We start from the raw sequence: 21,704 nt of genomic DNA, 5'->3' as shown, positions 1-21,704 counted from the left end.
CGGGCTCCTCGCGGGCCGGTCCGGGCGGGAACACCGCCCGGACCGGCCCACCAGGGGGAGGGCTCAGGCGCGGGTGACGCTCTGCTGCTCGGCCCAGCCGGCCAGCTCCTCGCGCCCGATCTTCGCGTTGTGCCGGATGTCGACCGGGAACCCGGGGTGCCGCAGGAAGTCCCGCAGCCCCGCCGTCAGCGGTTGGTCCGCGCCGAGCCGGCGCAGCTCGTCCAGCAGCTCCGGCCACTGCTCCTCGCCGACGCCGGGTTCGGTCTCCACGCACACCACCGGCCGCTGGGCGCCGGGGGCGCCGACGCCGACCAGCGCGCTGCGCCGGACCAGCGGGTGCGCGTTGAAGACCCCCTCGCACCGGACGGTGTGCAGGTCGCCCTCGGCGGTGCGGACCCGCTGGGCCCGGCGCCCGCAGAACCAGAGCCGCCCGGCGTCGTCCAGATAGCCCAGGTCACCGGTGCGGTGCCAGCTCCGCTCGGGGCCCGCCGCCGGCCGTTCGTGGATCTTGTACTGGGCGTTGGCGTCCGCGGTGGCGTGGTAGCGCGGGCTGACCACGTCCCCCGCGACCACGATCTCGCCGATCTCCCCGGGGGTGACCGGGAGGCCCGCGTCCCACTCCGGCAGCGGGTCGTCGCTGACCCGGACGATCCGCACCTCCGTCCCGTCCACCGGCCGGCCCACGCAGGTGCCGTCGCCCAGCGCCCCGCGCGCCGCCGTCTCGCCCAGGATCTCGGCCGACTCGATCGAGGAGATCGGCATCGCCTCGGTGGCACCGTAGGCGACGTGGATCCCGGTCCGTTCGTCCAGCACCCGGCGCAGCGTGGCCACCAGGTCCGGCGGGACGGGCGCTCCGGCGGACACCACGCTGCGCAGCGCGGGCAGCGGGACGCGCTCCCGTTCCAGGTGCGCGGCGAGGACCCGGAACAGTGCGGGGGAGCCGAACACGGTGGATATCCCGAACCGGGTCAGCGCCGCCGTCAGCAGCTCCGGGTCGGCCTGTGCCACCTTGGCCGGGGCGATCGGCGCCAGCACCATGGTGGAGCCGTAGATCAGGTCGAACAGCCCCCAGATCGGCACGGTGACCAGTGAGATGTCGTCGCGGTCGCGCCCGTGCGCGGCGTGCATCTGCCGGGCCGTCGCGGTGGCCATCCGGTGGACGCTCTCGACGCCCTTGGCCGCGCCGGTGCTCCCGGTGGTGAACGCGATCATCATCAGGTCGTCGCCGGTGACCGGCCGGGCCGGTGCCGACCCGGAGCCGCCGAGCAGCCCGTCCAGGGTGTGGCCGCCCCAGAACCAGCGGCGCCCCAGCGTCACCTTGATCCGGACGGTGGCGAAGGTGCGGCGGCCGAGCACCCGGACGGCGTGGGCGACCGAGGGGCCGACGAAGGCCTCCGCGCCCACCGCGCGGTAGCAGTTGAGCATCCGTTTGATGCCCATGCCCGGGTCCACCACCACCGGCACGGCGCCGATCCGCAGCAGGGCGAAGACGAGGATGTACAGATCCGGTCCGGGCTTGGGCATCAGGATGGTCCGCATGCCCGAGGTGATCCCGATCCGGCTGAATCCGGTGGCCAACTCCTCGACCCGGCGCTGCAGTTCGCCGTAGCTGAGCTCGCGGTAGCGGATCCCGCCGTCCGGTTCGCGGCCGTCCGGATGGATGATCGCGGTCTTCTCGGGGTCGGTGCGGGCGTGTCGTTCCAGGTAGTCGGCGAGGCCCGCTTCGGGCTCGAACGGGTGGCGGGGGGAGAGGGTCATCCTCGGGCCGCCCGTCCGGCGGCGGGCTCGCCCGCGGGTACGGTCTCGACTTCGCCGCGGCGGCTGGCAGTCATCACTGGTGCTCACTCCTCGGGGTCCACACGAAGGCGCGCTCCCCGCAGCGCTGCCCTGACACGTCGCACCGGGCGGCGCCCGGTGCCCGTGGGGCAGCCGGTGCCCATGGGCCTCGGACGACAGGAGTGACGCTACCGGCCGCGCGATCACGGCGGTCGGAAACCGCCAAAAAGGGTCGTGGGCAATGCACCTGACGCCGCGGGGGGAGGCGGTCGGCGCGACGGCCGGTCCGTCGGGGGCGGGGCGGCTTCCACCCTTGAGACGAGACGTTCCGTCTTGACGGGAAGATCGGGGCGGGCGATAGTGGGGACGTCACACGAGACGAACCGTCTCGTCTCAATCGAGGGGAGTGCCGCTGATGCGTAGCTCAGCCGGACGTACCGACCGCGTTTGGTTCATCACGGGTGCCGGCCGGGGGCTCGGTCGCGCCTTCGCCGACGCGGCCCTGGCCGCGGGCGACCGGGTGGCCGTCGCCGCCCGCGGCACCGGGCCGCTGGAGGAGCTGGCGGCCGCCCACCCCGGGCGGGTGCTGCCCCTGCGGCTGGACGTCACCGACCGGGACGCGGTGTTCGCGGCCGTCGCCGAGGCGGTCGGCCACTTCGGCCGGCTCGACATCGTCGTCAACAACGCCGGCATGCTCTCGATGGGCATGGTGGAGGAGTTCGGCGAGGCGGAGGCCCGCGCCCAGCTGGACGTCAACTTCTTCGGCGCGCTCTGGGTCAGCCAGGCGGTGATGCCCACCCTGCGGGCCCAGGGCGCCGGGCACCTCGTGCAGATCTCCAGCATCGCCGCCCTGGGCGGCTTCCCGAGCACCGGGCTGTACAGCGCGAGCAAGTTCGCCCTGGAGGGGCTGAGCGAGGCGCTCGCCAGGGAGGCGGCCGGCTTCGGCGTGAAGGTGAGCATGGTCCAGCCCGGCGGCTACTGGACCGACCTCTATACGGCGATGCGCAGCACCGACCCCCTGGCGGCCTACGACCCGCTCCGAGCCGAGCTGGCGAAGCAGTTCGCCGAGGGCTCGGTCGACAGTGACCCGAAGCTCGCCGCCGAGGCGCTGCTCAAGCTCGTCGACAGCGAGGAGCCGCCGCTGCGCCTGCTGCTCGGGAGCATGGTCTACGACCTGGCGTTCGACATCGCGCGGAGCCGGATGGCGACCTGGGCGGCCTGGGAGGAGGTCAGCCGCGCGGCCGAGCACGCGGTGCCCGCCCCCGGCGCGACCGCCGGGGCGGCGGCGGACGGCGACCGGCCCGGCGACCGGTGAGCGGTCCGGAGTCAGGCGTCGGTCGGCAGGACCGGAGTGAGGCGGCCCGGCGGCGCGGTGCGCGGCTGGGCGGGCAGCGGGAGACCGAGGGCGCCGGGGGCGTCGGCGGGCAGCGCGAGCGCGGCGTCGACCTCGGCGGGGAGGTCACGCAGTCCGAGCAGGCCGGCGCAGAGCCGGGCGGTCGCGCGGTGCCAGTCACCGGAGCGCTGGAGCAGGGCGTGACCGCTGCCGAGCACGGTGTAGCCGCAGACCCGGGCACCGGCCGCGCGGCTGCGGGCGGCGAAGGCGCGGGTGTCGGCCGGGCCGGTGACCTTGTCGCGGTCGCCGTGCAGCATCAGGACGTCCCGGCCGGCCAGCTGGTCGCACGGGTCCGCCGCCGGACACCACGGCGCCAGCGCGACCACGCCGGTGACGTTCGGGTGGCCCGCCGCGCGCAGCGCCGCCCGGCCGCCCATCGAGTGGCCGACCAGTACCGTCGGCACGTGGCCCAGCTCCTCGGCCAGGTCGCCGAGCGCGGCGCGGGCGTCCCGGGCGGCGTCCGCGCGGTCGCCGTTCCAGCCGCGATGGCGGTAGCGGACCGTGCCGATCGCCACCCCGGCCCCCGCCGTCTCCCGGCGCAGCGCCCGGACGAACCCGTACATCCGCAGGCCGGGCAGGTTGAGCGGGCCGGGCCGGCCGCGGCTGTGCTCCTGGCCGCCGTGCAGCACCAGCACCGCGGCCGCGGGGCGCTCGGGCAGCTCCCGCCAGACCAGGGCCCGGTGCCCGGCCGCACTGCCCTCGCGACCGGTCCGGACCGTGTTCGCCGTGTCGTCGCCGCTCACCCTGTACCGTCCCGCCCCGCCGTCCGTCCGTTGGACGGCCACTGTACGCGCAGCCCGACCGGCGGCGGGGCCCACCCGGAAGAATCGTTCCGGCCGGACGGTACGGTCCGCCGTCAGGGGGCGAGCAGGCCCTGCTCGCGCACCAGCCAGCAGATCGCGGTCAGCCGGTGCACCGCGAAGTCGTAGCCCACCGGTTCCCGCCAGCCGATCTCGACGAGCGCGTCGAGGAAACCCTCCGCGTACTCCGACAGCTCCGCGCGGCCGAGGGCCCGGGGCAGCAGCTCCGGCCCCTGCGCGTAGAGCAACTCGCGCAGCTGGGCGACGTGCTGGTCGACCGCGGCGACGAAGCCGGGCTCGAAGGCGAACTCGGCCAGCCGCGGCGTGAAGGCGGCGACGATCCCGGGCAGCGGGCAGCCGGCCGGCTGGTCGGGGGAGCCCCGGTGGGACTCGTCGGGCGTGGCGAACATCCGTCCAACGGTAGGCGAGCCGGCCAGGCGGGGCGGCCGCGCGGGCTGAGACCTTGGCCACCCCACCGGTCGCGGCGGTGGCCGTCCGCCGGCGGGCCGCGCCACCCGGCCGAAACTGCGGATCACCCGGAAGCACGGGGTGGTCTGTACCAGAATGGACCGCATGGATCTTCGAATCTTCACCGAGCCCCAGCAGGGCGCCAGCTACGACACCCTGCTCCGGGTGGCACGGACCGCCGAGGAGCTCGGCACCTTCAGCGCCTTCTTCCGCTCCGACCACTACCTCAAGATGGGCGGGGTGGACGGCCTGCCCGGCCCGACCGACGCCTGGATCACGCTGGCCGGCCTGGCCCGCGACACCAGCACCATCCGCCTCGGCACCCTGATGACCGCCGCCACCTTCCGGCTGCCCGGTGTGCTCGCCATCCAGGTCGCCCAGGTCGACGCGATGAGCGGTGGCCGGGTCGAGTTCGGCCTCGGCGCCGGCTGGTACGAGGAGGAGCACGCCGCCTACGGCATCCCCTTCCCGAAGGAGAAGTTCGGGCGGCTGGAGGAGCAGCTGGCCATCATCACCGGCCTCTGGAGCACCAAGGTCGGCGACACCTTCGACTTCGCCGGCGAGTACTACCGGCTGACCGAGTCGCCCGCGCTGCCCAAGCCCGCCCAGCAGAAGATCCCGGTGCTGGTCGGCGGCAAGGGCCCGACCCGGACCCCGGCGCTGGCCGCCCGCTTCGCCGACGAGTTCAACCTGCCGTTCGTCTCGGCCGAGGAGAGCGCCGCCCAGTTCGGCCGGGTCCGGGCCGCCGTCGAGCGGGCCGGCCGCCGGGCCGACGACCTCGTGTACTCCAACGCCCTGGTCGCCTGCGTGGGCCGGGACGACGCCGAGGTGGCGCGCCGGGCCGCCGCGATCGGCCGCGACGTGGCCGAGCTGAAGGCCAACGGCCTGGCCGGGACGCCCGACGAGGTGGTGGCGGCGCTCGGCCGCTACGCCGCCGTCGGCACCGAGCGCGTCTACCTGCAGATCCTCGACCTGGACGACCTCGACCACCTTGAGCTGATCGCCTCCCGGGTCGCCCCGCAGCTGGGCTGACCGGCCCCAGCACCCGCGCCGGGCCGCCCCGCCCACCCCGCGCCGCCGGGGCGGGGAGCGGGCGGCCCGGCGCTTCCGCGCGGCCCCGCACGGGCCGTCCCGCACGGGCCGCCCCGCACGGGCCGTCCCGAATGCGTCGGTCCGAGGGGCGTCCTGCGAGGGCGTTGTGCGGGCGGCGTCGCGCCGGTGCGAAAGGGCTCGGTCGGACCGGCGCTGACCACTAGTCTTTACTCTCTCTTGAAGGGGGAAGGCTCCTTCGGGAGGCGGAGGCCGGGGAGTCGGGGCCGCGGAGTCAGGGGGAGTGCCGGTGGTTGAGGTCGGGGTGTCCGGGGCCAAGGTGCCCGTGCCGAGATCGGCGTGCGCCGCGCAGGCCCGCCCGGCCGCGGCGGTGCTGCGCCCGCGCGGTCTGCACGACCTGCGCCGGGGGCACGTCGAGGTGGTCCCCGCCGGGGTGTCGGCGCAGGCGCTGCACTACCGCGCCGAGGACCTGCTGATCGTGTCGGGCCTGCCGGGGAGCGGCAAGAGCACCCTGATGCGCCGCTGCATCCGCGCCCCGCTGGTCGACTCCCAGCAGGTCCGGGAGGAGTACGCCGCCCGGCTGCCCGGCTGGCTGCCGTATTTCGTCTACCGCCCGCTGGTGCGGGCCGCGCACTACCGGCGGCTGCGCCGCGCCGTGCTGGCCGGCGGCCCGCTGGCGGTGCACGACTGCGGCACGCTGCCCTGGGTGCGGCGCTGGCTGGGCCGGGCGGCCGCCCGGCAGGGCCGGCGGGTGCACCTGATCGTGCTGGACGCCAGCGCGGACGAGGCCCGCGGCGGCCAGCGGGCCCGTGGGCAGCGCGTCTCCGCGTACGCCTTCGCCCGGCACCGCGAGTCGGCCCGACGGCTGCGCGGGAGGCTGGCGGGTACCGGGGAGCCGCCGGCCGGGTGTGCGTCGGCGGTGGTACTCGACCGGGCCGGTGCGCGCGCCGTGCGGGAGATCGTCTTCGTGGCGTCGTAGTCTCGGCGAGGCGGTGCGGGGCCGCCGACCCGACCGGTCCGGGCGGCCTTTCGACGGCCACCGGGTGGACGGGGCGTCAACTTTCGGACAACCCTGGGGCATCACCCCGATCGCTCGGCACCGGAAATGTTCCACCTGTGACCGGGGTCACTCGATCGGGCTTCCGGGTTATGTCCGGTATGTCGTCAGAACTTTCAGGCCGGAACAGATCTGACGCGTACACGCGGCCCTGCGTAGCCTAGGCTCGGCGGCCCCCCTCCGCCGCCCCCCACAACTCCCCCTCAGGAGCGCAGATGCGTCGTTCTGTCCGCGTGCCCTCGCGTGTCCCCCGCAGATTCCTCAGCGCCGCCGCCCTCGTCGCCGCCCTCGGGCTCACCCAGTTCGCGGCCCCGTCGGCGTTCTCCACCACCGCCGCACAGACGTCCGGCCAGGTCGCCGCCGCGTGCGTAGGCGGGGACGGCCAGGACGCCGGGGCCCGCAAGCCCGCCGGCAGCCCGGGCGGCCAGGAGCCCAACGCCGTCACCGAGGCCCAGGCCCAGGCCATGGACGCCGACCTCAACGCCCGCGTCGCCCAGCTGGCCCACTCCTCCCAGGGGGGCGCGCTGCTCGCCCCCGGCACGCTGGCCGCCACCACCACCGTCCCGGTGTACGTGCACGTGGTCCACGCCGGGACGACGGGCAAGCTCAGCGCGACGGACATCAGCAGGCAGATCTCCGTCCTCAACGCCGCCTACGGCGGCCAGGGCGCGGGCAACACCCCCAGCCAGTTCCAGTTCCAGCTGGTCGGCACCGACTACACCGACAACGCGACCTGGTACAACGGCATCACCCCGGGCTCCTCGGCCGAGCGGTCGATGAAGAGCTCGCTGCGCAAGGGCGGCGCCAACGCCCTCAACCTCTACACCGCCAAGCTCGGCCAGTCGCTGCTCGGCTGGGCGACCTTCCCCAGCTCCTACCGGTCGAACCCGAGCGACGACGGCGTGGTCATCCTCGACAGCTCGTTCCCCGGCGGCGCGGCCGCGAACTACAACGAGGGCGACACCGCCACCCACGAGGTCGGCCACTGGCTCGGGCTCTACCACACCTTCCAGGGCGGCTGCGGCGGCCAGGGCGACTACGTCGCGGACACCCCGGCCGAGAAGAGCGCCGCGTACCAGTGCCCGACGGGCCGCGACACCTGCACGGCCACCGGAGTCGACCCGATCCACAACTTCATGGACTACACCTACGACTCCTGCATGACCCAGTTCACCGCCGGTCAGGTCGCCAGGATGTCCAACTCCTGGGCCGCCTACCGGGCCTGACGGCCCCGGCCGTCCGCGAACGCTGGCGGGTGCGTGGGTGATGGGGCCCGCGCACCCGCCAGTACCAGCTCCGGCGCCCGTGCCCGGCGGACGCGCGCTCCGGACGGGACTTCTTCGGTGCCGGGCCGGAATCGCACAGGGTTCGAAAGCGTTCGGTGCCCCCGGCGTGGCAATTGGCGACCGTATGTCCGTATCGATCTATGTTTGGGGGGTCAGCGGCAGGTGAAGCCGAGGTAGTCGAGCAAGGAGCAGCGGCATGGCCAACAGCGCGAACCCCCGGATCGTCGTCGGTGTGGACGGCTCGCCCGCCTCGGAGCGGGCGCTGCGTTGGGCGGTCGACTACGCCAAGCTGGTCGGCGGCAGCGTCCAGGCGATCGCCGCCTGGGAGTACCCGGCGTTCTACGGCTGGGCCGGGCTCGCCGTGCCCCCGGCGGAGGGCTTCAACCCCGAGGAACTGGCGGGGCGGACGCTCTCCGAGACGGTCACCAAGGTCGTCGGGGAGGACCCCGGCGTCCGGATCACCGAGGCCGTGATGCCCGGCAACGCCGCGCAGGCCCTGCTGGAGGCGGCCGGCGGCGCCGCCCTGGTGGTGGTCGGCAGCCGGGGCCTCGGCGGATTCACCGGCGCGCTGCTCGGCTCCGTCAGCCGTCACCTCACCGAGCACGCCCCCTGCCCGGTGGTCGTGGTGCGCGAGCCGCAGGCGCCGCCCGCCGCCTGACCGGCCCCGCGGGCCGGCGAACCGCGCGCCCTCGGCGCCCGGTCGGAACACGTGAACCGGAGGGAGTGGACATGTCGCAGCGTCAGTCCGGCACCGTGAAGTGGTTCAACGACGAGAAGGGGTTCGGCTTCATCACCCCCGACAGCGGCCCCGACCTCTTCGTCCACTTCAGGGCGATCCGGCAGGAGGGCTTCAAGAGCCTCCACGAAGGCCAGCGGGTGACCTTCGTGGAGGTGCCGGGCCCGAAGGGCATGCAGGCGGACGAGGTCGTCGTGGAGGCCTGAGCGCCCGCCCGGGCCGCCGCGGGGCCGCCCGGCGGGGGAGGATGGAGCCATGCCAGAAGGTGACTCCGTCCACCGCGTGGCGGCCCGGTTGCACCAGGAGCTCGCCGACCGGGTACTGACCACCGCCGACCTGCGGGTCCCCGCGCACGCCACCGCCGATCTCACCGGGCGGCGGGTCCTGGAGGTCGCCGCGCGCGGCAAACACCTGCTCACCCGGCTCGAAGGCGGCCTCACCCTGCACACCCATCTGCGGATGGACGGCCGCTGGGAGGTCTACCGCCCCGGCGAGCGGTGGGCCGGCGGGCCCGCCTGGCAGATCCGGGCCGTCCTCGGCACCGAGCACGGCACGGCGGTCGGCTACCGGCTGCCCGTCGTCGAGCTGCTGCGCACCGCCGACGAACCGCGCGTCGTCGGCCACCTCGGACCCGACCTGCTCGGCCCCGACTGGGACCCGGCCGAGGCGCTGCGCCGGCTCCTCGCCGAGCCCGGCCGGCCGCTCGCCGAGGCGCTCCTGGACCAGCGCAACCTGGCCGGCATCGGCAATGTCTACGCCAACGAACTCTGCTTCCTCGCCGGTGTCACCCCGTGGACGGCGGTGGGTGGACTGCCGCGCCCCGAAAGGCTGGTGGAGCGGGCCCGGCAGCTCCTGGAGGCCAACCGGCTGCGGCCCGGACACGTCACGACCGGTGACACCCGGCCCGGCCGCCGGCACTGGGTGTACGGCCGGGCCGGGCGGCCGTGCCCGCGCTGCGGGACGCTCGTCCGGACGGCGGCGCAGGGCAGTGCGCCGCGGGAGCGGGTGGCGTTCTGGTGCCCGCACTGCCAGCGCGGGCCCGCGCCCGAGGTGTCCACCGCTACGGGCGCTCGACCAGGGCAGGGTGGCGGGGGTCGTCGACCCGGACGGTGAGGTCGGCCGCCTCGGCCGGGACGGTCTCGGCCGTGTAGCGGGCGAAGGCGGGCAGGGTCCACCGCTCCTCGGGCGGGGTGCGGCGGCCCAGTGCGGCCGGGGTGAGGGCGAGGTGGACGGTCAGTTCCAGCGGCAGCCACCGGCCGAGCAGCAGGGCGCCGTCCAGCAGCAGCACACCGCCGGCCGGCAGCGTGGTGTACGGCACGCGGGTCGCGCGGTCGGTGGCCGGGTCGCGCAGGGACGGCAGGACGCGGCCGGTGCCGCCGGGCTCCAGCGGGTCCAGCACCTCGCGCAGCAGGGCGCCGTCGTCCAGCCAGAGGTCGTGGTAGGCGTCCGGGTCCTGCTTGCCGTACTCCAGCCGGACCGAGGCCGGCCGGAGGAAGGCCGAGGCCGACACCCGCAGGGTCGGCAGGCCGCGCACCCGCAGCGGTTCGACCAGTGCGTCCGCGAGCGCGTCGGGCCGGGCGGCCGGGGCGCCGTCGACGGCGACCCGCAGGGGGCGCTCGCCGGCCCCGGGCAGGGCGGCGATGCGGTCGGTGAGGAGTTCGGCGAGCCGCTCGGGCGAGATCGGGTGTACCTGCACGCCGCCATCCTGCCCCGGCACCGAGGGCGGCGCGGGGCCGGGGTGCGGACCGGAGCGCGTACGGACCGGAGCGGGTACGGACCGGAGCGGAGGCTCAGATCAGCGGGAGCGCGTGCAGGACGTCGTCGTGGCCGGCGAAGAGGTGGCCGGAGTCGTTGGAGAGCGACCAGACGTCGACACCGGGGCCGGAGTCGCGGAAGGTCCAGCGCTCCTCGCCGGTCGCGGCGTCCAGGGCGCAGACGCCGGCGGCGGCCGGGCCGGGCACGTAGAGCGCCGGTCCGGCGAGCAGCGGGCGGCTGCGGCGGTCCAGCCGGAACGGCAGGTGGTGCTCCCAGAGCTGGGCGCCGGTGGCCACGGTGTGGGCGCTGACCAGGCCGTTGTCCCGGAACAGGTAGACCAGGGCGCCGCCGGCCACCGGCGGCAGCAGCCGCCACTGGTCGGCCGGTCCCGGGGCGACCGACCAGTGCGGGGTGCCGTCGGCCAGTCGTAGCGCCCGCAACCCGGCCGGGCCCCCAGGGGCGTAGACGTGCTCCGCGTCGGCGACGGCCCAGGTCAGGCCCGCCTCCGCGGGGACCGCCCAGAGCCGTGTCCCGCTGACGGCCTCCAGCAGGGCCAGCCGCGAGCCGCCGGCCGAGCTGTCGAGGACCGGGACGCGGCCGCCGGCCGGACCGAGCGGGACGAACGGCCGTTCACCGAGCGGGGACGGGCGGTTCCAGAGCACCCGGCGGTCCGGGACGTGCACGGCGAACAGCTCGCCGTCGCCGGAGTACGGGCGGGGCCTGACCTCGCCGTACACGATGTCGCCCGCGCAGCCGAACAGGGTGGCGGCGCCGTTGCCGGCCTCCCCCGGCAGCGGCAGGCTCCACTCCGCCGCCGGATCGGTGAGGTGATGGCTGTCGAGGTGGCCGTTGGAGGTGGTGAACACCCGGTCGGTGCCGACGACCACGCGGCTGTTCGGCTGGTCCACGTCGTTCGGCCAGTCGGCCTTCGCCGCGGCGAAGGTCAGCATCCGCAGCGGCGTGCCGGCCGCCGGGTCGAGCACCTGGAGCCCCTCGCGGGAGAGGAGGACCGGGACGGCGGGGCGCCCGGCCAGCCGCTCGGGCGCGGCGGACTCCCGGCCCCGGTACGTCCAGAGCGGCTCCGGCCCGGCGGCCCGGGTGGGCAGCGGCCGGGGCGGGGCGGGGTCCGGGCCGCCGGCCGAGCGGGCGAACGCCCAGACCGCGGCGCCCGCCGCCAGCGCTCCGGCGCCGGCCAGCAACCGCCGCCGCGTCGGCCGCGGGCCGTCGTCGTCGCCGCCTCCGCTCAGCACCTCGGCCGGTGCGGCCGGGCGGTCGTCCGCGTCGCTGTCCCACTGCCAGGCGGCGTCGGCCCGGTCGGACGCCGACGGGCGGGCAGGATCGGACGGAGCCGGCTGCATGGGTGTACTCGCTTCCCCCGGGGCAGCCGTTGTGCTGCGCTGTCCGACGGAGGATATCGAAAGCCGTTCGGACGGTTCGCGGGCGGCCGGTCCCGGCGGACCCGCCCCGGACCCGCGGAGCGCCCGGCCGCCGGGACGCCCCGGGGCGGTGGGGGCGGGTCCGGGCCGGGGGTCAGCGGCCGTCGTCGGCCAGGTCGGCGAGCACCTGGGCATGGCAGGGGAGGGGGACGCACCAGCAGCCGAGCCGGCGGCCGCGCAGCGCCGGCACCAGGGCGAGCAGGTCGGGCCGGCCCAGCAGGTAGTCGCGGTAGTCGACGAGCATCCGTGCCCGGGTCAGGCCGGGACCGGGCCGGTAGGGGCAGTGCAGCGGGGACTCGTCCAGGTGCCGGCCGCCGCGGTGCACGGCGCGGCCGACGTAGACGACATCGGCGTAGCCGGGGTCGTCGCGGTGTCCCTTGAGGTTCACCACGGTGGTGCGGCCCGGGTCGGTCGGCATGGTGACCATGCTCGCGCGACCGGGGCCGGGGGGCGACACCGGGCCGGGCCGGGCTCGCCTTGACAGTCCCTTGACCCGGGCGTAGCAAGGGAGAATGCGCCAGGGTGTGCCGGCGGACCGGTCCGGTCCGCACGTGACCGGCGGTCCTCGGGCGACGCGACCCGAAGCGCGCCGCCCCTGGGAGCGCGATGCCGTGGCCGGGGCGACGCACGAGCGGGACGCGCTGCTCGCGACCGCGGTCCGCAGGGTGCTCGCGGAGACCGACGCCTACGGCGGGATGGTGTACCTGCGCGCCCGGGACCGCCGTTCGCTGGTGCTCTGCACCCTGGCGGGCGTGCCGCTGTCGATCATCGCCCCGTTCCGGCGGGTCGCGGCGGCCGGGCCGATGCCGGTCGCGGTCAGCTTCCGGACGGGCCGCACGGTCGCGCTGGCCGACACCGAGGACACCATGCGGCGCTTCCCGCAGCTGGCCGTCGCCGTGCCCTACGACTTCGCCTCCGCCTGTGTGCCCGTCAAGACGGCCGAGGAGACGTACGGGGTGATCAGCGTGCTCTGGGCCGCCTCGGACGAGGGGGTGCCGGGCGGCGCGCAGCGGCACCTACGGGTGGTGGCCGACGGGCTGGCGGCCGCGCTGGCGGTCCTGGACGGGCAGCGGCGCCTGATCGAACCCAACGGCGAGACCGCCGTGGTCGAGCTGGCGCCACCGGCCCCGCCGACCACCCGGGTCGGCCTGTTCGACTGGAACCTGGCCACCGGGGCGATCTCCGCCGACGAGCAGTTCTGCGAGATCTTCGGGCTGTCGCCCACCGAGTTCGACGGCCGGGCGGCCACCCTGACCACCCGGATCGCCCCCGGCGACCTGCCCGAGTTCCGGGCCGCCGCCCGCGCCGCGCTGGACCACGGCCGGGTGCTGGCGGCCCGGGTCCGGGTGCTCGACCACGACGGGCACCCCTATCCGGTCGAGCTCTGGGGCCGTGTCCCCGACGCCGGCGGGCCGGACGGCCGCTCCCACCTGGTCGGCGCCGTGCTCGACACCCGGACCGGCACCGCCGCCGCGGCCGCCGTCGAGCGGCTGCGCGACGGCGTCTTCTCCCTCGACCTGGACGGTCGCATCACCTATGCCAACCGCAGCGTCGAGCTGCTGCTGCACGCCCGCCGCGAGGACCTGGTCGGCCACCACCCGTGGGACGTGCTGCCCTGGCTCTCCGACCCGGCGTACGAGAACCGCTACCGCGCCGCGATGCTCTCCCAGCAGCCCACCGCCTTCCTCGCCGCCCGGCCGCCGGACGGCTGGCTGGCCTTCTCGCTCTACCCGGACACCCACGGCGTGACCGGCCGGGTCGTCGCCGCCGAGCCGCCCGCCGGCGCGGTCGAGCCGCCCGCCGAACCCCCGCCGGGCGCCCGGACCGGCGTCGGGGCGATGTACCACCTGCTCCAGCTGGCCAGCGCGCTGAGCGAGGCCGTCACCGTCCGGGAGGTCTGCCAGGCCGTCGCCGAACAGATCCTGCCGGCCTTCGGCGGCCAGGAGCTCGCCATCTACACCGTCCGCGACAAGCGCCTGCACCTCATCTCCCAGACCGGCTACCCGGACGGCTTCCTGGACCGCTTCGAGGGCACCCCGACCGGCGCCCGGGTGCCCGGCGCCGAGGCGCTCAGCTCCGGCGCGCCGATCTTCTTCGAGTCCGTCCACGAGCTCGCCGCCGCCTACCCCGGCATCGCCCTGGACGAGATGCGCGCCTGGGCCTTCCTACCGCTGATCGCCTCCGGCCACCCGGTCGGCAGCTGCATCATCGGCTTCGACGAGTCCCGCGGGTTCACCCTGGAGGAGCGCGGGCTGCTGACCGCCCTCGCCGGCTTCATCGCCCAGGCGCTGGAGCGGGCCCGGCTCTACGACGCCGAGTTCGCCCTCGCCCGCGGCCTCCAGCAGGCCCTGCTGCCGCACCGGCTGCCGCACCTGGAGAACGTCCGGATCACCGCGCGGTACCTGCCCGGCACCCAGGGGATGGAGATCGGCGGGGACTGGTACGACGCCATCGTCACCGGCCACGACCTCAACCTGGTCATCGGCGACGTCGAGGGCCACAGCGTCGGCGCCGCCGCCACCATGGGCCAGCTGCGCAGCGCGGTGCGGGCCTTCGCCGCCAGCGGGCACCCGCCGGACGAGGTGCTGACGCGCACCAACCAGCTGATGCTCGACCTCGACCCCGGGCTGCTCGCCAGCTGCTGCCTGATCCGGCTCACCCCCGCCGACGGCACCGCCCGGATCGCCCGGGCCGGCCACCTCCCGCCGGTGCTGCGCCACCCCGACGGGAGCACCGAGGCGATGTACGTGGCGGGCGGGCCGCTGCTCGGCGTCGACCACCGGGCCGAGTACCCGGTCACGGAGTTCCGGCTGGCCCCGGGCTCGCTGCTCGCGCTCTACACGGACGGGCTGGTCGAGGATCCGGCGGTGGAGATCGACCATGGCGTGGACCGGCTGCGCGCCGCCCTCACCGGGACAGCGGGGGAGGTCGGTGCGGAGGAGGACGCGCTGGAGCGGCTGGCGGAGCGGCTGCTGCAGGAGGTCGGCTCCACCCACCGGGTGGACGACGTGGCGCTGATGCTCACCGCCTACGGGTGAGGCCTCACCCGCGGCGGGTCGGCCGGGGCGACCGTCGGCCCCCGGCGGCACGTCGCGACTTTCGTCGGTGCGGACAACGACGAACGGTGGCGTCGCCCGGCCGGCCGGTTGGCTAGCCTCGCGGGGTGGACGCGATAGCGAAGGCCTGGTCGAGGGCGGTACGAACGGCACTGCCCGGGCCCTGGCGGCCCGGCCTGGTGGTGCGGGAGGCGGTCGGCGCGCTGGTGCTGGGCGGGCTCGCGGCGCTGATCGAGGTGGTCTCCCGCTCGTGCCTGTGGCCGGTCACCGGACTCGGGACGGCCGCGCTCTTCCTGCTCCGGCGCGGCCTGCCCTCGACCGTGCTGCTGGTCACCGCCACCGTCGCCGGCTGGGCCGCCGGGCCGTTGCCGCTGCTGGCCTGCGTGGGCTGGTCGGCCGGCGCCCGGGTGAAGCGGGTGAGCGTGCTGGCCGGCTCCTTCGCCGGCGCCTTCCTGCTGATGACGGCCACCGGCGCGGTGAAGGACGCGGGGGAGGCGCCGGTGAAACTGATGCTCGGGCTCTCCCTCGGCGGATTCCTGCTGGTCGCGGTGCTGCCCGCGCTCTGGGGCCGCTACCGGGCCCAGCGCCGGGCGCTGTCGGACGCGCTGCGGGAGCGCAACGAGCAGCTGCTGCGCGAGCACGCCATGGTGGCGCACCAGGCCCGGCTGCGGGAGCGGCACCGGATAGCCCAGGACATGCACGACAGCCTGGGCCACCAGCTCGCCCTGATCTCCGTGCACTCCGGCGCGCTGGAGGTCGACCGCACCCTGTCCGACCGGCAGCGGGAGGCGGTCGGCGTGCTGCGGCTGGCCGCCGTCACCGCGATGCGCGAGCTGCGCGAGGTGGTCGGAGTGCTGCACGACGAGTCGACCGCCCCCGGGCCCGCGCCGGTCGCTGCCGCGGCCGGCGGCGGCGCGCGGACCGGTGGTCTGGAGGGCATCGAGAAGCTGGTCGAGTCCTCCCGGGCGGCCGGGACGACCGTCTCCTTCGGGGAGGACGGCGAGCGTCGGCCCCCGGCCGCCAACGTCGGGCAGGCCGCGTACCGGATCGTCCAGGAGGCGCTCACCAACGCGCACAAGCACGCCCCCGGCGCGCCCATCTCGGTCGCGCTGCGCTACGAGCCGGACGCGCTGGTGGTGGAGGTGGCCAACCCGCGGGCGCCGGAGCCGGCCGGGGTACCGGCGGGCGGCCGGCCGGCACCGGTCAGCGGTGGCCAGGGGCTGACCGGGCTGCGCGAGCGGGCCCGGCTGGTCGGCGGGATGGTGCATGCCGGGCCGACCGCGGAGGCGGGGTTCCGGCTCGCCGCCGTGCTCCCGTACGAGGGGGCCGGTGGCGGGCCGGCCGCCCCGGGCGCCGCCGGGGAGGGCGAGGCCTGGGTGCTGGACGCGGTGCCGGTGGTCGACGGCGGGCCCGACCGCCGTCGGCGGCGCAGCCCGGCGATCGGCTGCGCGGTCGGCGGGGCGGTCGTCCTGCTCACCGTGCTCGGGCTGCTGGTGTGGGGGGTGGTGGCCTTCATCGGCGCCGCCAACGAGGCGACCGTGGAGCGCTCGCTGTACGACTCGATCCAGGAGGGCACGCCCGAGGCCGACGTGGTGAGCCGGCTGCCGGTGGGCAACGGCTTCTTCACCAAGGACTACGAGGGCAGCGGCCCGACCCCGCCGGAGGGGTCGTCCTGCCGCTACTTCCTCTCCGGGGACACCTCCGGCGCGGGCCGCGAGGACGCCGTGGCCCGGTTCTGCTTCAAGGACGGTGTGCTGGTGGAGAAGCAGCACTACCTGGGGAGGTTCTGAGCCCGGCGCCCGCGTGGTGACGGGGCCGGCCCGGGAGGTGTGAGGATGGTGCCGAGCAGTGCCACCCGCACCACACCGAGGGGATGACCAGCAGTGATCCGAGTCCTCGTCGCCGACGACGAGCCGCTCATCCGGGCCGGGATCAGGATGATCCTGTCCTCCGCCGACGACATCGACGTGGTCGCCGAGGCCGCCGACGGCCGGCAGGCCCTGGACCTCGCGCTGGCCCACCGGGCCGACGTCGTCCTGCTGGACATCCAGATGCCGGTGATGGACGGGCTGACCGCGCTCGGTGAGCTGCGCCGGGTGGTGCCCGGCGCGCGGGCGCTGATCCTCACCACCTTCGGGGAGCGCGACAACGTCCTGCGCGCGGTGACCGAGGGCGGTGCCGGGTTCCTGCTCAAGGACACCGCGCCCGCCGAGCTGATCCAGGCCGTCCGGGCCGCCGCCACCGGCAACGCCTTCCTCTCGCCCGCCGCCACCCGGCACATCGTCGACTCGCTGGCCGGTGCCCGCGGCGGCCCGGCCGCCGTCCGGGGGGCCGCGGCCCGGCAGCGGCTGGAGGTGCTCACCGCGCGTGAGCTGGAGGTGCTGGCGTTGCTGGGCGAGGGCCTTTCCAACGCGGACGCGGGCACCCGGATCCACATGAGCGAAGCGACGGTGAAGACGTACGTCAGCCGGATCCTGGCCAAGCTGGGGTGCGAGAACCGGGTGCAGGCGGCGTTGCTGGCCCGCGACGCGGGGCTGGGCGGCGGGATCTGACCCGGGCCGGCGAGGTCGGCGACGGCGGCGCGGGCCATGGTCGTGCTCAGCGGGGTGGTGCTCCGCGGGTGGTGCTCAGCGGGTGGCGATCCGCAGGGCGAGGCGGGTGTTGGAGTGCGCGACGCCCGCCTCGTGTTTCAGCCGGCGCAGCAGCTGGTCCAGCCCGGCGGCGTCGGCCACCCGGGCGCGCAGCAGATAGTCGTACTCACCGGTGACATGGGCGGTCTCGGTGACGCCGGGCAGCCGTAGCGCCGTGGTCTCGAAGGTGTCGCTGTCCGTCTCCGGCCGCAGCCGGACGTCGACGAAGACGGTCAGGCCCGGTCGGGTGCTGTCGGCGGCCGGGTCGACCAGGGCGGTGAAGCCCCGGATCACGCCGGTCCGGAGCAGCCGGCGGACCCGGTCGGCCGTCGCGTTGGCGCTCAGGCCCACCCGGGCGCCGAGGTCGCGGTAGGAGATCCGCGCGTCCGCGCGCAGTTCGCCGAGGATTTCGCTGTCGAGGGCATCCATACCGCGATTGTCGCGGGTCCGGCCGGATTCCGGCCGTCGTTGTCGCGGTGTCTGCGTCACGGTGGCCGCCATGACGGATGTGACGGGTACGGCGGCGGCGGCGGCGGCGCTGGCGGGCGTCGGGGCGGGGTTGGGCGTGGCGGTGCCGCTGGGGGCGGTCGGGGTGCTGCTGCTGGAGGAGGGGCGGCGCGGGCGCGCGGCTGCGGTGAGCGCGGCGTGCGCGGTGGCGTTCGTGGACGCGGCGTACGCGGCGCTCGCCACGGCGCTCGGCTCCCGGTTGGCCTCGACGGCGGCCGGCTGGGAGGCCTGGGCCCGGACGGGCTCGGCCGTGGTGCTCACAGCGGTGGCGGTCCGCGGGCTGCTCGGGCTGCGCCGGCCAGTGGCCGCCGCCGGGGCAGCGGGCGGTGCGGGGGCGTCGGGTGGGCCGGGGACGCCAGGTGGGCCGGGGGCGTCGGGGACGCCAGGTGGGCCGGTCCGGGCCTTTCTGCGGTTCACCGCGCTCACGGCGGTGAACCCGACGACCGCGCTCTACTTCGCCGCCCTGGTCACGGGCGGTGGCGGCCCACGGGGCGGCGCGGGCGGGGCGGCCTTCGTCGCGGGCGTCCTGGCGGCCTCGCTGCTCTGGCAGCAGGTGGTGGCGGTGGTGGGTGTCTCGGTGGGTGCGCGGCTCTCGCCGCGGGCGCGCAGGCTCAGCTTCTGCGTCGGATACGGACTGGTCGTGTTCTACGCAGTGCGCACAGCGTGGCCACGCTGAGTAATCGGTGTGGGCGATACCACGACAGCACCGCGCGGAACCGGGAACTCCGGTGCCGGCGGTGACGGTCCGTCGGTTCGCGGTCGCGCTCTGTCGACGGTGTGGGCGGCTTCACAGATGGACAGATGTGAGCGGGAGCACGGAAATTGACCATTCGATCTTGAAAATACGGTCAAATGCAGTCATTTCGGATGCGTGTTCATGATCGATACCGCCGGTAACAGTCAACTGACCTGCAGCGTCCAAGAATTGCTTGAAGCCGCCCCGGAGGGCCCGTAGCTTCATTGGCGGTGCAACGAGCACCACCCGGGTTCACCCCCGACGCACAGCCCGCCGACTGACCCCCGGCGCGAGGGCCGTGCCCGTTGACGCGACCGGCTCGAACAGGCCGTCGGCGAGCGAGGGTGGCCGGGGCGGCACGGCACGTCCGACACGTGCCCCGCCGCCCGTCGAGTGAGGTGAGCGCGACGGCCCTGCCAAGGGCCTGGTTCCGTCTGCCCGCCCGGGGCTTGTCGAGAGGACTTTCATGACGATCCGTAACGAGACCGCCGCTGCCACCACCAACACCACCACCGCCGGGAAGCGCCGCAGCCGTGCCCGTCTGGTGCTGGTCGGCGGGGCCGTCGCGGCCCTCCCGGTGGCCGGCCTCGTCACGGCCACCTCGGCCTCCGCCGCGTCCACCTCGACCTGGGACGCCGTCGCCCAGTGCGAGAGCGGTGGCAACTGGAGCATCAGCACCGGCAACGGCTTCTCCGGCGGACTGCAGTTCACCCCGTCCACCTGGGCCGCGTACGGCGGCACCGCCTTCGCGTCGCAGGCCAACCAGGCCACCAAGGCCCAGCAGATCTCCATCGCCGAGAAGGTGCTCGCCTCGCAGGGCCCCGGCGCCTGGCCGGTCTGCTCCGCCAAGGCCGGCCTGGCCAAGGGCGGCGCCCCGGCGGCCGTCGACACCTCGGCCCCGGCCGCCGGCGCGGCCAAGCCGGCCGCCCCCAAGGCCGCGGCCCCCAGGGCGCAGCAGCCGGCCAAGCCCGCGCAGACCCCGCAGGCGAAGCAGGCCCCGAGCAAGCCCGCGCAGGGCGACCAGGCTCAGAAGACGCAGTCCTGGAAGTCCCAGGACGTCGCCAAGCCGGCCAAGCCGGCCGCCAATGACCGGAACGCCTCCGGTGGCAGCTACACCGTCAAGAGCGGCGACACCCTGAGCGACATCGCGGCCAAGTTCGGCCTCGACACCGCGAACCTGCACGCCAAGAACGTCAAGGCGATCGGCGGCAACCCGGACCTCATCTTCCCGGGTCAGACCCTCAGCGTCTGACGCCCGCCCGCACCCGCGCCGAGCGGCCACCCCGTCCTGGGGTGGCCGCTCGGCGCGTCGGCGGGGTCGTCCGGCGGGCAGCGGCGCGCCCGGACGGGCGATGCGCGGGGCGGTCCGGAGGGTCGGCCGCGATGATTGTTGAAGATTGAACGCGAGGTCCGAATACCGCCGGACTCCTGGGCGGCGTGGGCCGAGGATCGAGTCATGTCCGAGAGCGAGTCAAGGAGTTCTGACGATATGACGATCAACCAGATCATGGCGCTGGACGGCCGGGTGGCCCTGGTGACCGGCGGCAGCCGGGGGATCGGGGAGGCGGTGGCCCTGCGGCTGGCCGAGGACGGCGCCGATGTCGTGGTCACCTACCGGAGCGACGCGGAGCGGGCCGAGGCCGTCGCGGCCAAGATCACCGGGATGGGCCGGCGCGGCTGGGCGGTCCGGGCGGACAGCGCCGACCCGCAGGCCGTCCGGTCCGTGGTCGAGGCCGTGGTCGAGCGCCTCGGGCGGCTCGACATCCTGGTCAACAACGCCGGTGTCGGTGTGATCGGCCCGATCGGCGAGCTCGCGCTCGACGACGTGGACCGGGTGCTGGAAGTGAACGTCCGGGCGCCGTTCCTCTATGCCCAGGCAGCCTCCGCCCATCTGGCCGAGGGTGGCCGGATCATCACCATCGGCAGCTGCCTCGTGCAGCGGGTCGCCTTCCCCGGCGCCACGCTGTACGGGGCCAGCAAGGCCGCGATGGCCGGTCTCACCAAGGCGCTGGCGCGCGAGCTGGGCCCGCGGGGGATCACCGCCAACGTCATCCACCCCGGCCCGATCGACACCGAGATGAACCCGGCCGACGGCCCGTCGGCGGAGTTCCAGCGAGGTCTGACGGCGCTCGGCGCGTACGGCAGCGGCGCGGACATCGCGGCCACGGTCGCGCACCTGGTCGGCGAGGGCGGCCGGTACATCAGCGGCGCCGAGATCGCCGTGGACGGCGGCCTCGCGGCCTGACCCGGCCGGCCGCCGGTCGGCGGCGGGGCGGTGAAGGCCGCCGAAGGGTCGACGGCGGGGCGACGACCGGTCCGGCGCGGTGTTGCGCCGGGCCGGTCGTCGGTCCTCCCGCATACGATCGGCCGGTCCGATCGCCCGACCCCGAAGCGAAGAGGTGTGCCATGACCGCGGCGGAAGACCCGATCGACCTGCTCGCCCGCGCCCTGGCACAGACCGCCGGGCTGATCGACGGCATCGGCGCCGAGCAGGCCATCCACCCGACCACCTGCCGCTCGTGGGACGTCGCGCAGCTGGTCAGCCATCTGCTCTTCGACCTGCGGCAGTTCACCGTCCGGGCCGAGGGCGGCGACCCGGACTGGAAGCAGTCCTTCACCCGGCTGGAGGGCGACTGGCTGCACGCCTTCGAGGCCGGTGCCGAAGGGCTGGTGGCCGCCTGGCGCGGGGCCGGTGACCTCGGCGGCGTCATCGAGGTGCCCGGCGTCGGCGAGCTGCCCGCCCGCTTCCCGGTGGACCAGCAGATCGCCGAGTTCGCCGTCCACGGCTGGGACGTGGCCCGCTCCACCGGCCAGTCCACGGCCGGCCTGGACCAGGACGTCGCGCGCGCCTCGCTCGTCTGGGGGCGCGGTGCGCTGCGCCCCGAGTACCGGGGTAGTGAGGAGGAGCGGCACGCTTTCGGTCCCGAGGTGGCGGTGTCCGAGGACGCGCCCGTCTACGACCGGCTGGCCGCCTTCTTCGGGCGTGATCCGCAGGCAGGGGGGTGACTCGGGGTCGGG

21 protein-coding genes are annotated in these 21,704 nt (G+C 75.5%); 14 read left to right on the top strand and 7 right to left on the bottom strand.

What is annotated here, in order from left to right:
* Positions 1 to 63 precede the first annotated feature (63 nt).
* A complete protein-coding gene (locus ACIQTO_RS28405; protein ID WP_402393663.1) occupies positions 64 to 1,758 on the bottom strand; it encodes a fatty acid CoA ligase family protein in 1,695 nt (564 codons plus the stop codon).
* A gap of 433 nt (positions 1,759 to 2,191) precedes the next feature.
* On the opposite strand from ACIQTO_RS28405, the gene ACIQTO_RS28400 reads away from it, so the two are divergent.
* Complete coding sequence (locus ACIQTO_RS28400) at positions 2,192 to 3,091, top strand: SDR family NAD(P)-dependent oxidoreductase (protein ID WP_402393660.1); 900 nt, start codon at positions 2,192 to 2,194, stop codon at positions 3,089 to 3,091.
* A gap of 11 nt (positions 3,092 to 3,102) precedes the next feature.
* Here ACIQTO_RS28400 and ACIQTO_RS28395 read toward each other — a convergent pair whose 3' ends face one another.
* Both ACIQTO_RS28395 and ACIQTO_RS28390 read right to left on the bottom strand, forming a co-directional pair.
* Positions 3,103 to 3,828 carry an alpha/beta hydrolase gene (locus ACIQTO_RS28395; protein ID WP_402393686.1) on the bottom strand — a complete coding sequence of 242 codons (726 nt, stop codon included), beginning with the start codon at positions 3,826 to 3,828 and terminating at the stop codon, positions 3,103 to 3,105.
* A gap of 197 nt (positions 3,829 to 4,025) precedes the next feature.
* Positions 4,026 to 4,379, bottom strand: coding sequence for a DUF6401 family natural product biosynthesis protein (locus ACIQTO_RS28390; protein WP_402393657.1), 354 nt, complete (start codon positions 4,377 to 4,379; stop codon positions 4,026 to 4,028).
* 163 nt (positions 4,380 to 4,542) lie between these two features.
* Here ACIQTO_RS28390 and ACIQTO_RS28385 point away from each other — a divergent pair, with 163 nt between their 5' ends.
* The 6 genes from ACIQTO_RS28385 (at position 4,543) to ACIQTO_RS28360 (ending at position 9,679) form a co-directional block, all read left to right on the top strand.
* Positions 4,543 to 5,469 carry an LLM class F420-dependent oxidoreductase gene (locus tag ACIQTO_RS28385; RefSeq protein ID WP_402393654.1) on the top strand — a complete coding sequence of 309 codons (927 nt, stop codon included), beginning with the start codon at positions 4,543 to 4,545 and terminating at the stop codon, positions 5,467 to 5,469.
* A 343-nt stretch (positions 5,470 to 5,812) separates the two neighbouring features.
* Positions 5,813 to 6,466 carry an AAA family ATPase gene (locus ACIQTO_RS28380; protein ID WP_402393652.1) on the top strand — a complete coding sequence of 218 codons (654 nt, stop codon included), beginning with the start codon at positions 5,813 to 5,815 and terminating at the stop codon, positions 6,464 to 6,466.
* A gap of 293 nt (positions 6,467 to 6,759) precedes the next feature.
* Positions 6,760 to 7,770 carry a zinc metalloprotease gene (locus tag ACIQTO_RS28375; RefSeq protein ID WP_402393649.1) on the top strand — a complete coding sequence of 337 codons (1,011 nt, stop codon included), beginning with the start codon at positions 6,760 to 6,762 and terminating at the stop codon, positions 7,768 to 7,770.
* 256 nt (positions 7,771 to 8,026) lie between these two features.
* Positions 8,027 to 8,488 (top strand): universal stress protein, encoded by a 462-nt coding sequence (locus ACIQTO_RS28370; protein ID WP_402393646.1) that lies wholly within the window; start codon positions 8,027 to 8,029, stop codon positions 8,486 to 8,488.
* A 71-nt stretch (positions 8,489 to 8,559) separates the two neighbouring features.
* The gene (locus ACIQTO_RS28365) at positions 8,560 to 8,772 is read left to right on the top strand and encodes a cold-shock protein (RefSeq protein WP_402393643.1); all 213 of its coding nucleotides are present in this window, start codon (positions 8,560 to 8,562) and stop codon (positions 8,770 to 8,772) included.
* 49 nt (positions 8,773 to 8,821) lie between these two features.
* Positions 8,822 to 9,679 (top strand): DNA-formamidopyrimidine glycosylase family protein, encoded by an 858-nt coding sequence (locus ACIQTO_RS28360; protein WP_402393640.1) that lies wholly within the window; start codon positions 8,822 to 8,824, stop codon positions 9,677 to 9,679.
* On the opposite strand, the gene ACIQTO_RS28355 is transcribed toward ACIQTO_RS28360, so the two are convergent.
* The 3 genes from ACIQTO_RS28355 to ACIQTO_RS28345 all read right to left on the bottom strand — a co-directional run bounded on the left by ACIQTO_RS28355 (position 9,627) and on the right by ACIQTO_RS28345 (position 12,175).
* Positions 9,627 to 10,262 carry a uridine kinase gene (locus ACIQTO_RS28355; RefSeq protein ID WP_402393637.1) on the bottom strand — a complete coding sequence of 212 codons (636 nt, stop codon included), beginning with the start codon at positions 10,260 to 10,262 and terminating at the stop codon, positions 9,627 to 9,629. The two genes, ACIQTO_RS28360 and ACIQTO_RS28355, sit on opposite strands and share 53 nt — an antisense overlap.
* Positions 10,263 to 10,356: 94 nt before the next feature.
* Positions 10,357 to 11,679, bottom strand: coding sequence for a PQQ-binding-like beta-propeller repeat protein (locus ACIQTO_RS28350; protein ID WP_402393634.1), 1,323 nt, complete (start codon positions 11,677 to 11,679; stop codon positions 10,357 to 10,359).
* Between the two features lie 172 nt (positions 11,680 to 11,851).
* Positions 11,852 to 12,175: a DUF4326 domain-containing protein gene (locus tag ACIQTO_RS28345; RefSeq protein ID WP_402393631.1), complete on the bottom strand. Its 324-nt coding sequence runs from the start codon at positions 12,173 to 12,175 to the stop codon at positions 11,852 to 11,854.
* A gap of 193 nt (positions 12,176 to 12,368) precedes the next feature.
* Between ACIQTO_RS28345 and ACIQTO_RS28340 the strand changes: the two genes are divergently transcribed.
* From ACIQTO_RS28340 to ACIQTO_RS28330, 3 genes are all read left to right on the top strand, one after another.
* The gene (locus ACIQTO_RS28340) at positions 12,369 to 14,795 is read left to right on the top strand and encodes a SpoIIE family protein phosphatase (RefSeq protein WP_402393628.1); all 2,427 of its coding nucleotides are present in this window, start codon (positions 12,369 to 12,371) and stop codon (positions 14,793 to 14,795) included.
* A gap of 125 nt (positions 14,796 to 14,920) precedes the next feature.
* The gene (locus tag ACIQTO_RS28335; RefSeq protein WP_402393625.1) at positions 14,921 to 16,603 is read left to right on the top strand and encodes a sensor histidine kinase; all 1,683 of its coding nucleotides are present in this window, start codon (positions 14,921 to 14,923) and stop codon (positions 16,601 to 16,603) included.
* A 93-nt stretch (positions 16,604 to 16,696) separates the two neighbouring features.
* Positions 16,697 to 17,365 carry a response regulator gene (locus ACIQTO_RS28330; protein ID WP_402393623.1) on the top strand — a complete coding sequence of 223 codons (669 nt, stop codon included), beginning with the start codon at positions 16,697 to 16,699 and terminating at the stop codon, positions 17,363 to 17,365.
* Positions 17,366 to 17,440: 75 nt separating this feature from the next.
* Here ACIQTO_RS28330 and ACIQTO_RS28325 read toward each other — a convergent pair whose 3' ends face one another.
* A complete protein-coding gene (locus ACIQTO_RS28325; protein WP_402393621.1) occupies positions 17,441 to 17,872 on the bottom strand; it encodes an Lrp/AsnC family transcriptional regulator in 432 nt (143 codons plus the stop codon).
* A gap of 70 nt (positions 17,873 to 17,942) precedes the next feature.
* Here ACIQTO_RS28325 and ACIQTO_RS28320 point away from each other — a divergent pair, with 70 nt between their 5' ends.
* The 4 genes from ACIQTO_RS28320 to ACIQTO_RS28305 all read left to right on the top strand — a co-directional run bounded on the left by ACIQTO_RS28320 (position 17,943) and on the right by ACIQTO_RS28305 (position 21,692).
* A complete protein-coding gene (locus ACIQTO_RS28320) occupies positions 17,943 to 18,626 on the top strand; it encodes a LysE family transporter (protein WP_402393618.1) in 684 nt (227 codons plus the stop codon).
* Between the two features lie 526 nt (positions 18,627 to 19,152).
* Positions 19,153 to 19,938 carry a transglycosylase family protein gene (locus ACIQTO_RS28315; RefSeq protein ID WP_402393616.1) on the top strand — a complete coding sequence of 262 codons (786 nt, stop codon included), beginning with the start codon at positions 19,153 to 19,155 and terminating at the stop codon, positions 19,936 to 19,938.
* A 237-nt stretch (positions 19,939 to 20,175) separates the two neighbouring features.
* Positions 20,176 to 20,931, top strand: a complete 756-nt coding sequence (locus tag ACIQTO_RS28310; RefSeq protein ID WP_402393613.1) for an SDR family NAD(P)-dependent oxidoreductase — start codon at positions 20,176 to 20,178, stop codon at positions 20,929 to 20,931.
* Between the two features lie 161 nt (positions 20,932 to 21,092).
* The gene (locus ACIQTO_RS28305; protein WP_402393610.1) at positions 21,093 to 21,692 is read left to right on the top strand and encodes a TIGR03086 family metal-binding protein; all 600 of its coding nucleotides are present in this window, start codon (positions 21,093 to 21,095) and stop codon (positions 21,690 to 21,692) included.
* Positions 21,693 to 21,704: the final 12 nt, after the last annotated feature.

Origin of the sequence: Kitasatospora sp. NPDC091207 (assembly GCF_044768625.1) — a bacterium.
Classification (GTDB): Bacteria; Actinomycetota; Actinomycetes; order Streptomycetales; family Streptomycetaceae; genus Kitasatospora.
The sequence above is the reverse complement of the archived record's forward strand: the minus strand, read 5'-3'. Positions and strand labels throughout refer to the sequence as shown.

Coding starts and splice junctions, on each gene's coding strand:
- ACIQTO_RS28405 (WP_402393663.1), bottom strand. CDS start 1,758: ATGACCCTCTCCCCCCGCCACCCGTTCGAGCCCGAAGCGGGCCTCGCC.
- ACIQTO_RS28400 (WP_402393660.1), top strand. CDS start 2,192: ATGCGTAGCTCAGCCGGACGTACCGACCGCGTTTGGTTCATCACGGGT.
- ACIQTO_RS28390 (WP_402393657.1), bottom strand. CDS start 4,379: ATGTTCGCCACGCCCGACGAGTCCCACCGGGGCTCCCCCGACCAGCCG.
- ACIQTO_RS28385 (WP_402393654.1), top strand. CDS start 4,543: ATGGATCTTCGAATCTTCACCGAGCCCCAGCAGGGCGCCAGCTACGAC.
- ACIQTO_RS28375 (WP_402393649.1), top strand. CDS start 6,760: ATGCGTCGTTCTGTCCGCGTGCCCTCGCGTGTCCCCCGCAGATTCCTC.
- ACIQTO_RS28370 (WP_402393646.1), top strand. CDS start 8,027: ATGGCCAACAGCGCGAACCCCCGGATCGTCGTCGGTGTGGACGGCTCG.
- ACIQTO_RS28365 (WP_402393643.1), top strand. CDS start 8,560: ATGTCGCAGCGTCAGTCCGGCACCGTGAAGTGGTTCAACGACGAGAAG.
- ACIQTO_RS28360 (WP_402393640.1), top strand. CDS start 8,822: ATGCCAGAAGGTGACTCCGTCCACCGCGTGGCGGCCCGGTTGCACCAG.
- ACIQTO_RS28350 (WP_402393634.1), bottom strand. CDS start 11,679: ATGCAGCCGGCTCCGTCCGATCCTGCCCGCCCGTCGGCGTCCGACCGG.
- ACIQTO_RS28345 (WP_402393631.1), bottom strand. CDS start 12,175: ATGCCGACCGACCCGGGCCGCACCACCGTGGTGAACCTCAAGGGACAC.
- ACIQTO_RS28325 (WP_402393621.1), bottom strand. CDS start 17,872: ATGGATGCCCTCGACAGCGAAATCCTCGGCGAACTGCGCGCGGACGCG.
- ACIQTO_RS28320 (WP_402393618.1), top strand. CDS start 17,943: ATGACGGATGTGACGGGTACGGCGGCGGCGGCGGCGGCGCTGGCGGGC.
- ACIQTO_RS28315 (WP_402393616.1), top strand. CDS start 19,153: ATGACGATCCGTAACGAGACCGCCGCTGCCACCACCAACACCACCACC.
- ACIQTO_RS28310 (WP_402393613.1), top strand. CDS start 20,176: ATGACGATCAACCAGATCATGGCGCTGGACGGCCGGGTGGCCCTGGTG.
- ACIQTO_RS28305 (WP_402393610.1), top strand. CDS start 21,093: ATGACCGCGGCGGAAGACCCGATCGACCTGCTCGCCCGCGCCCTGGCA.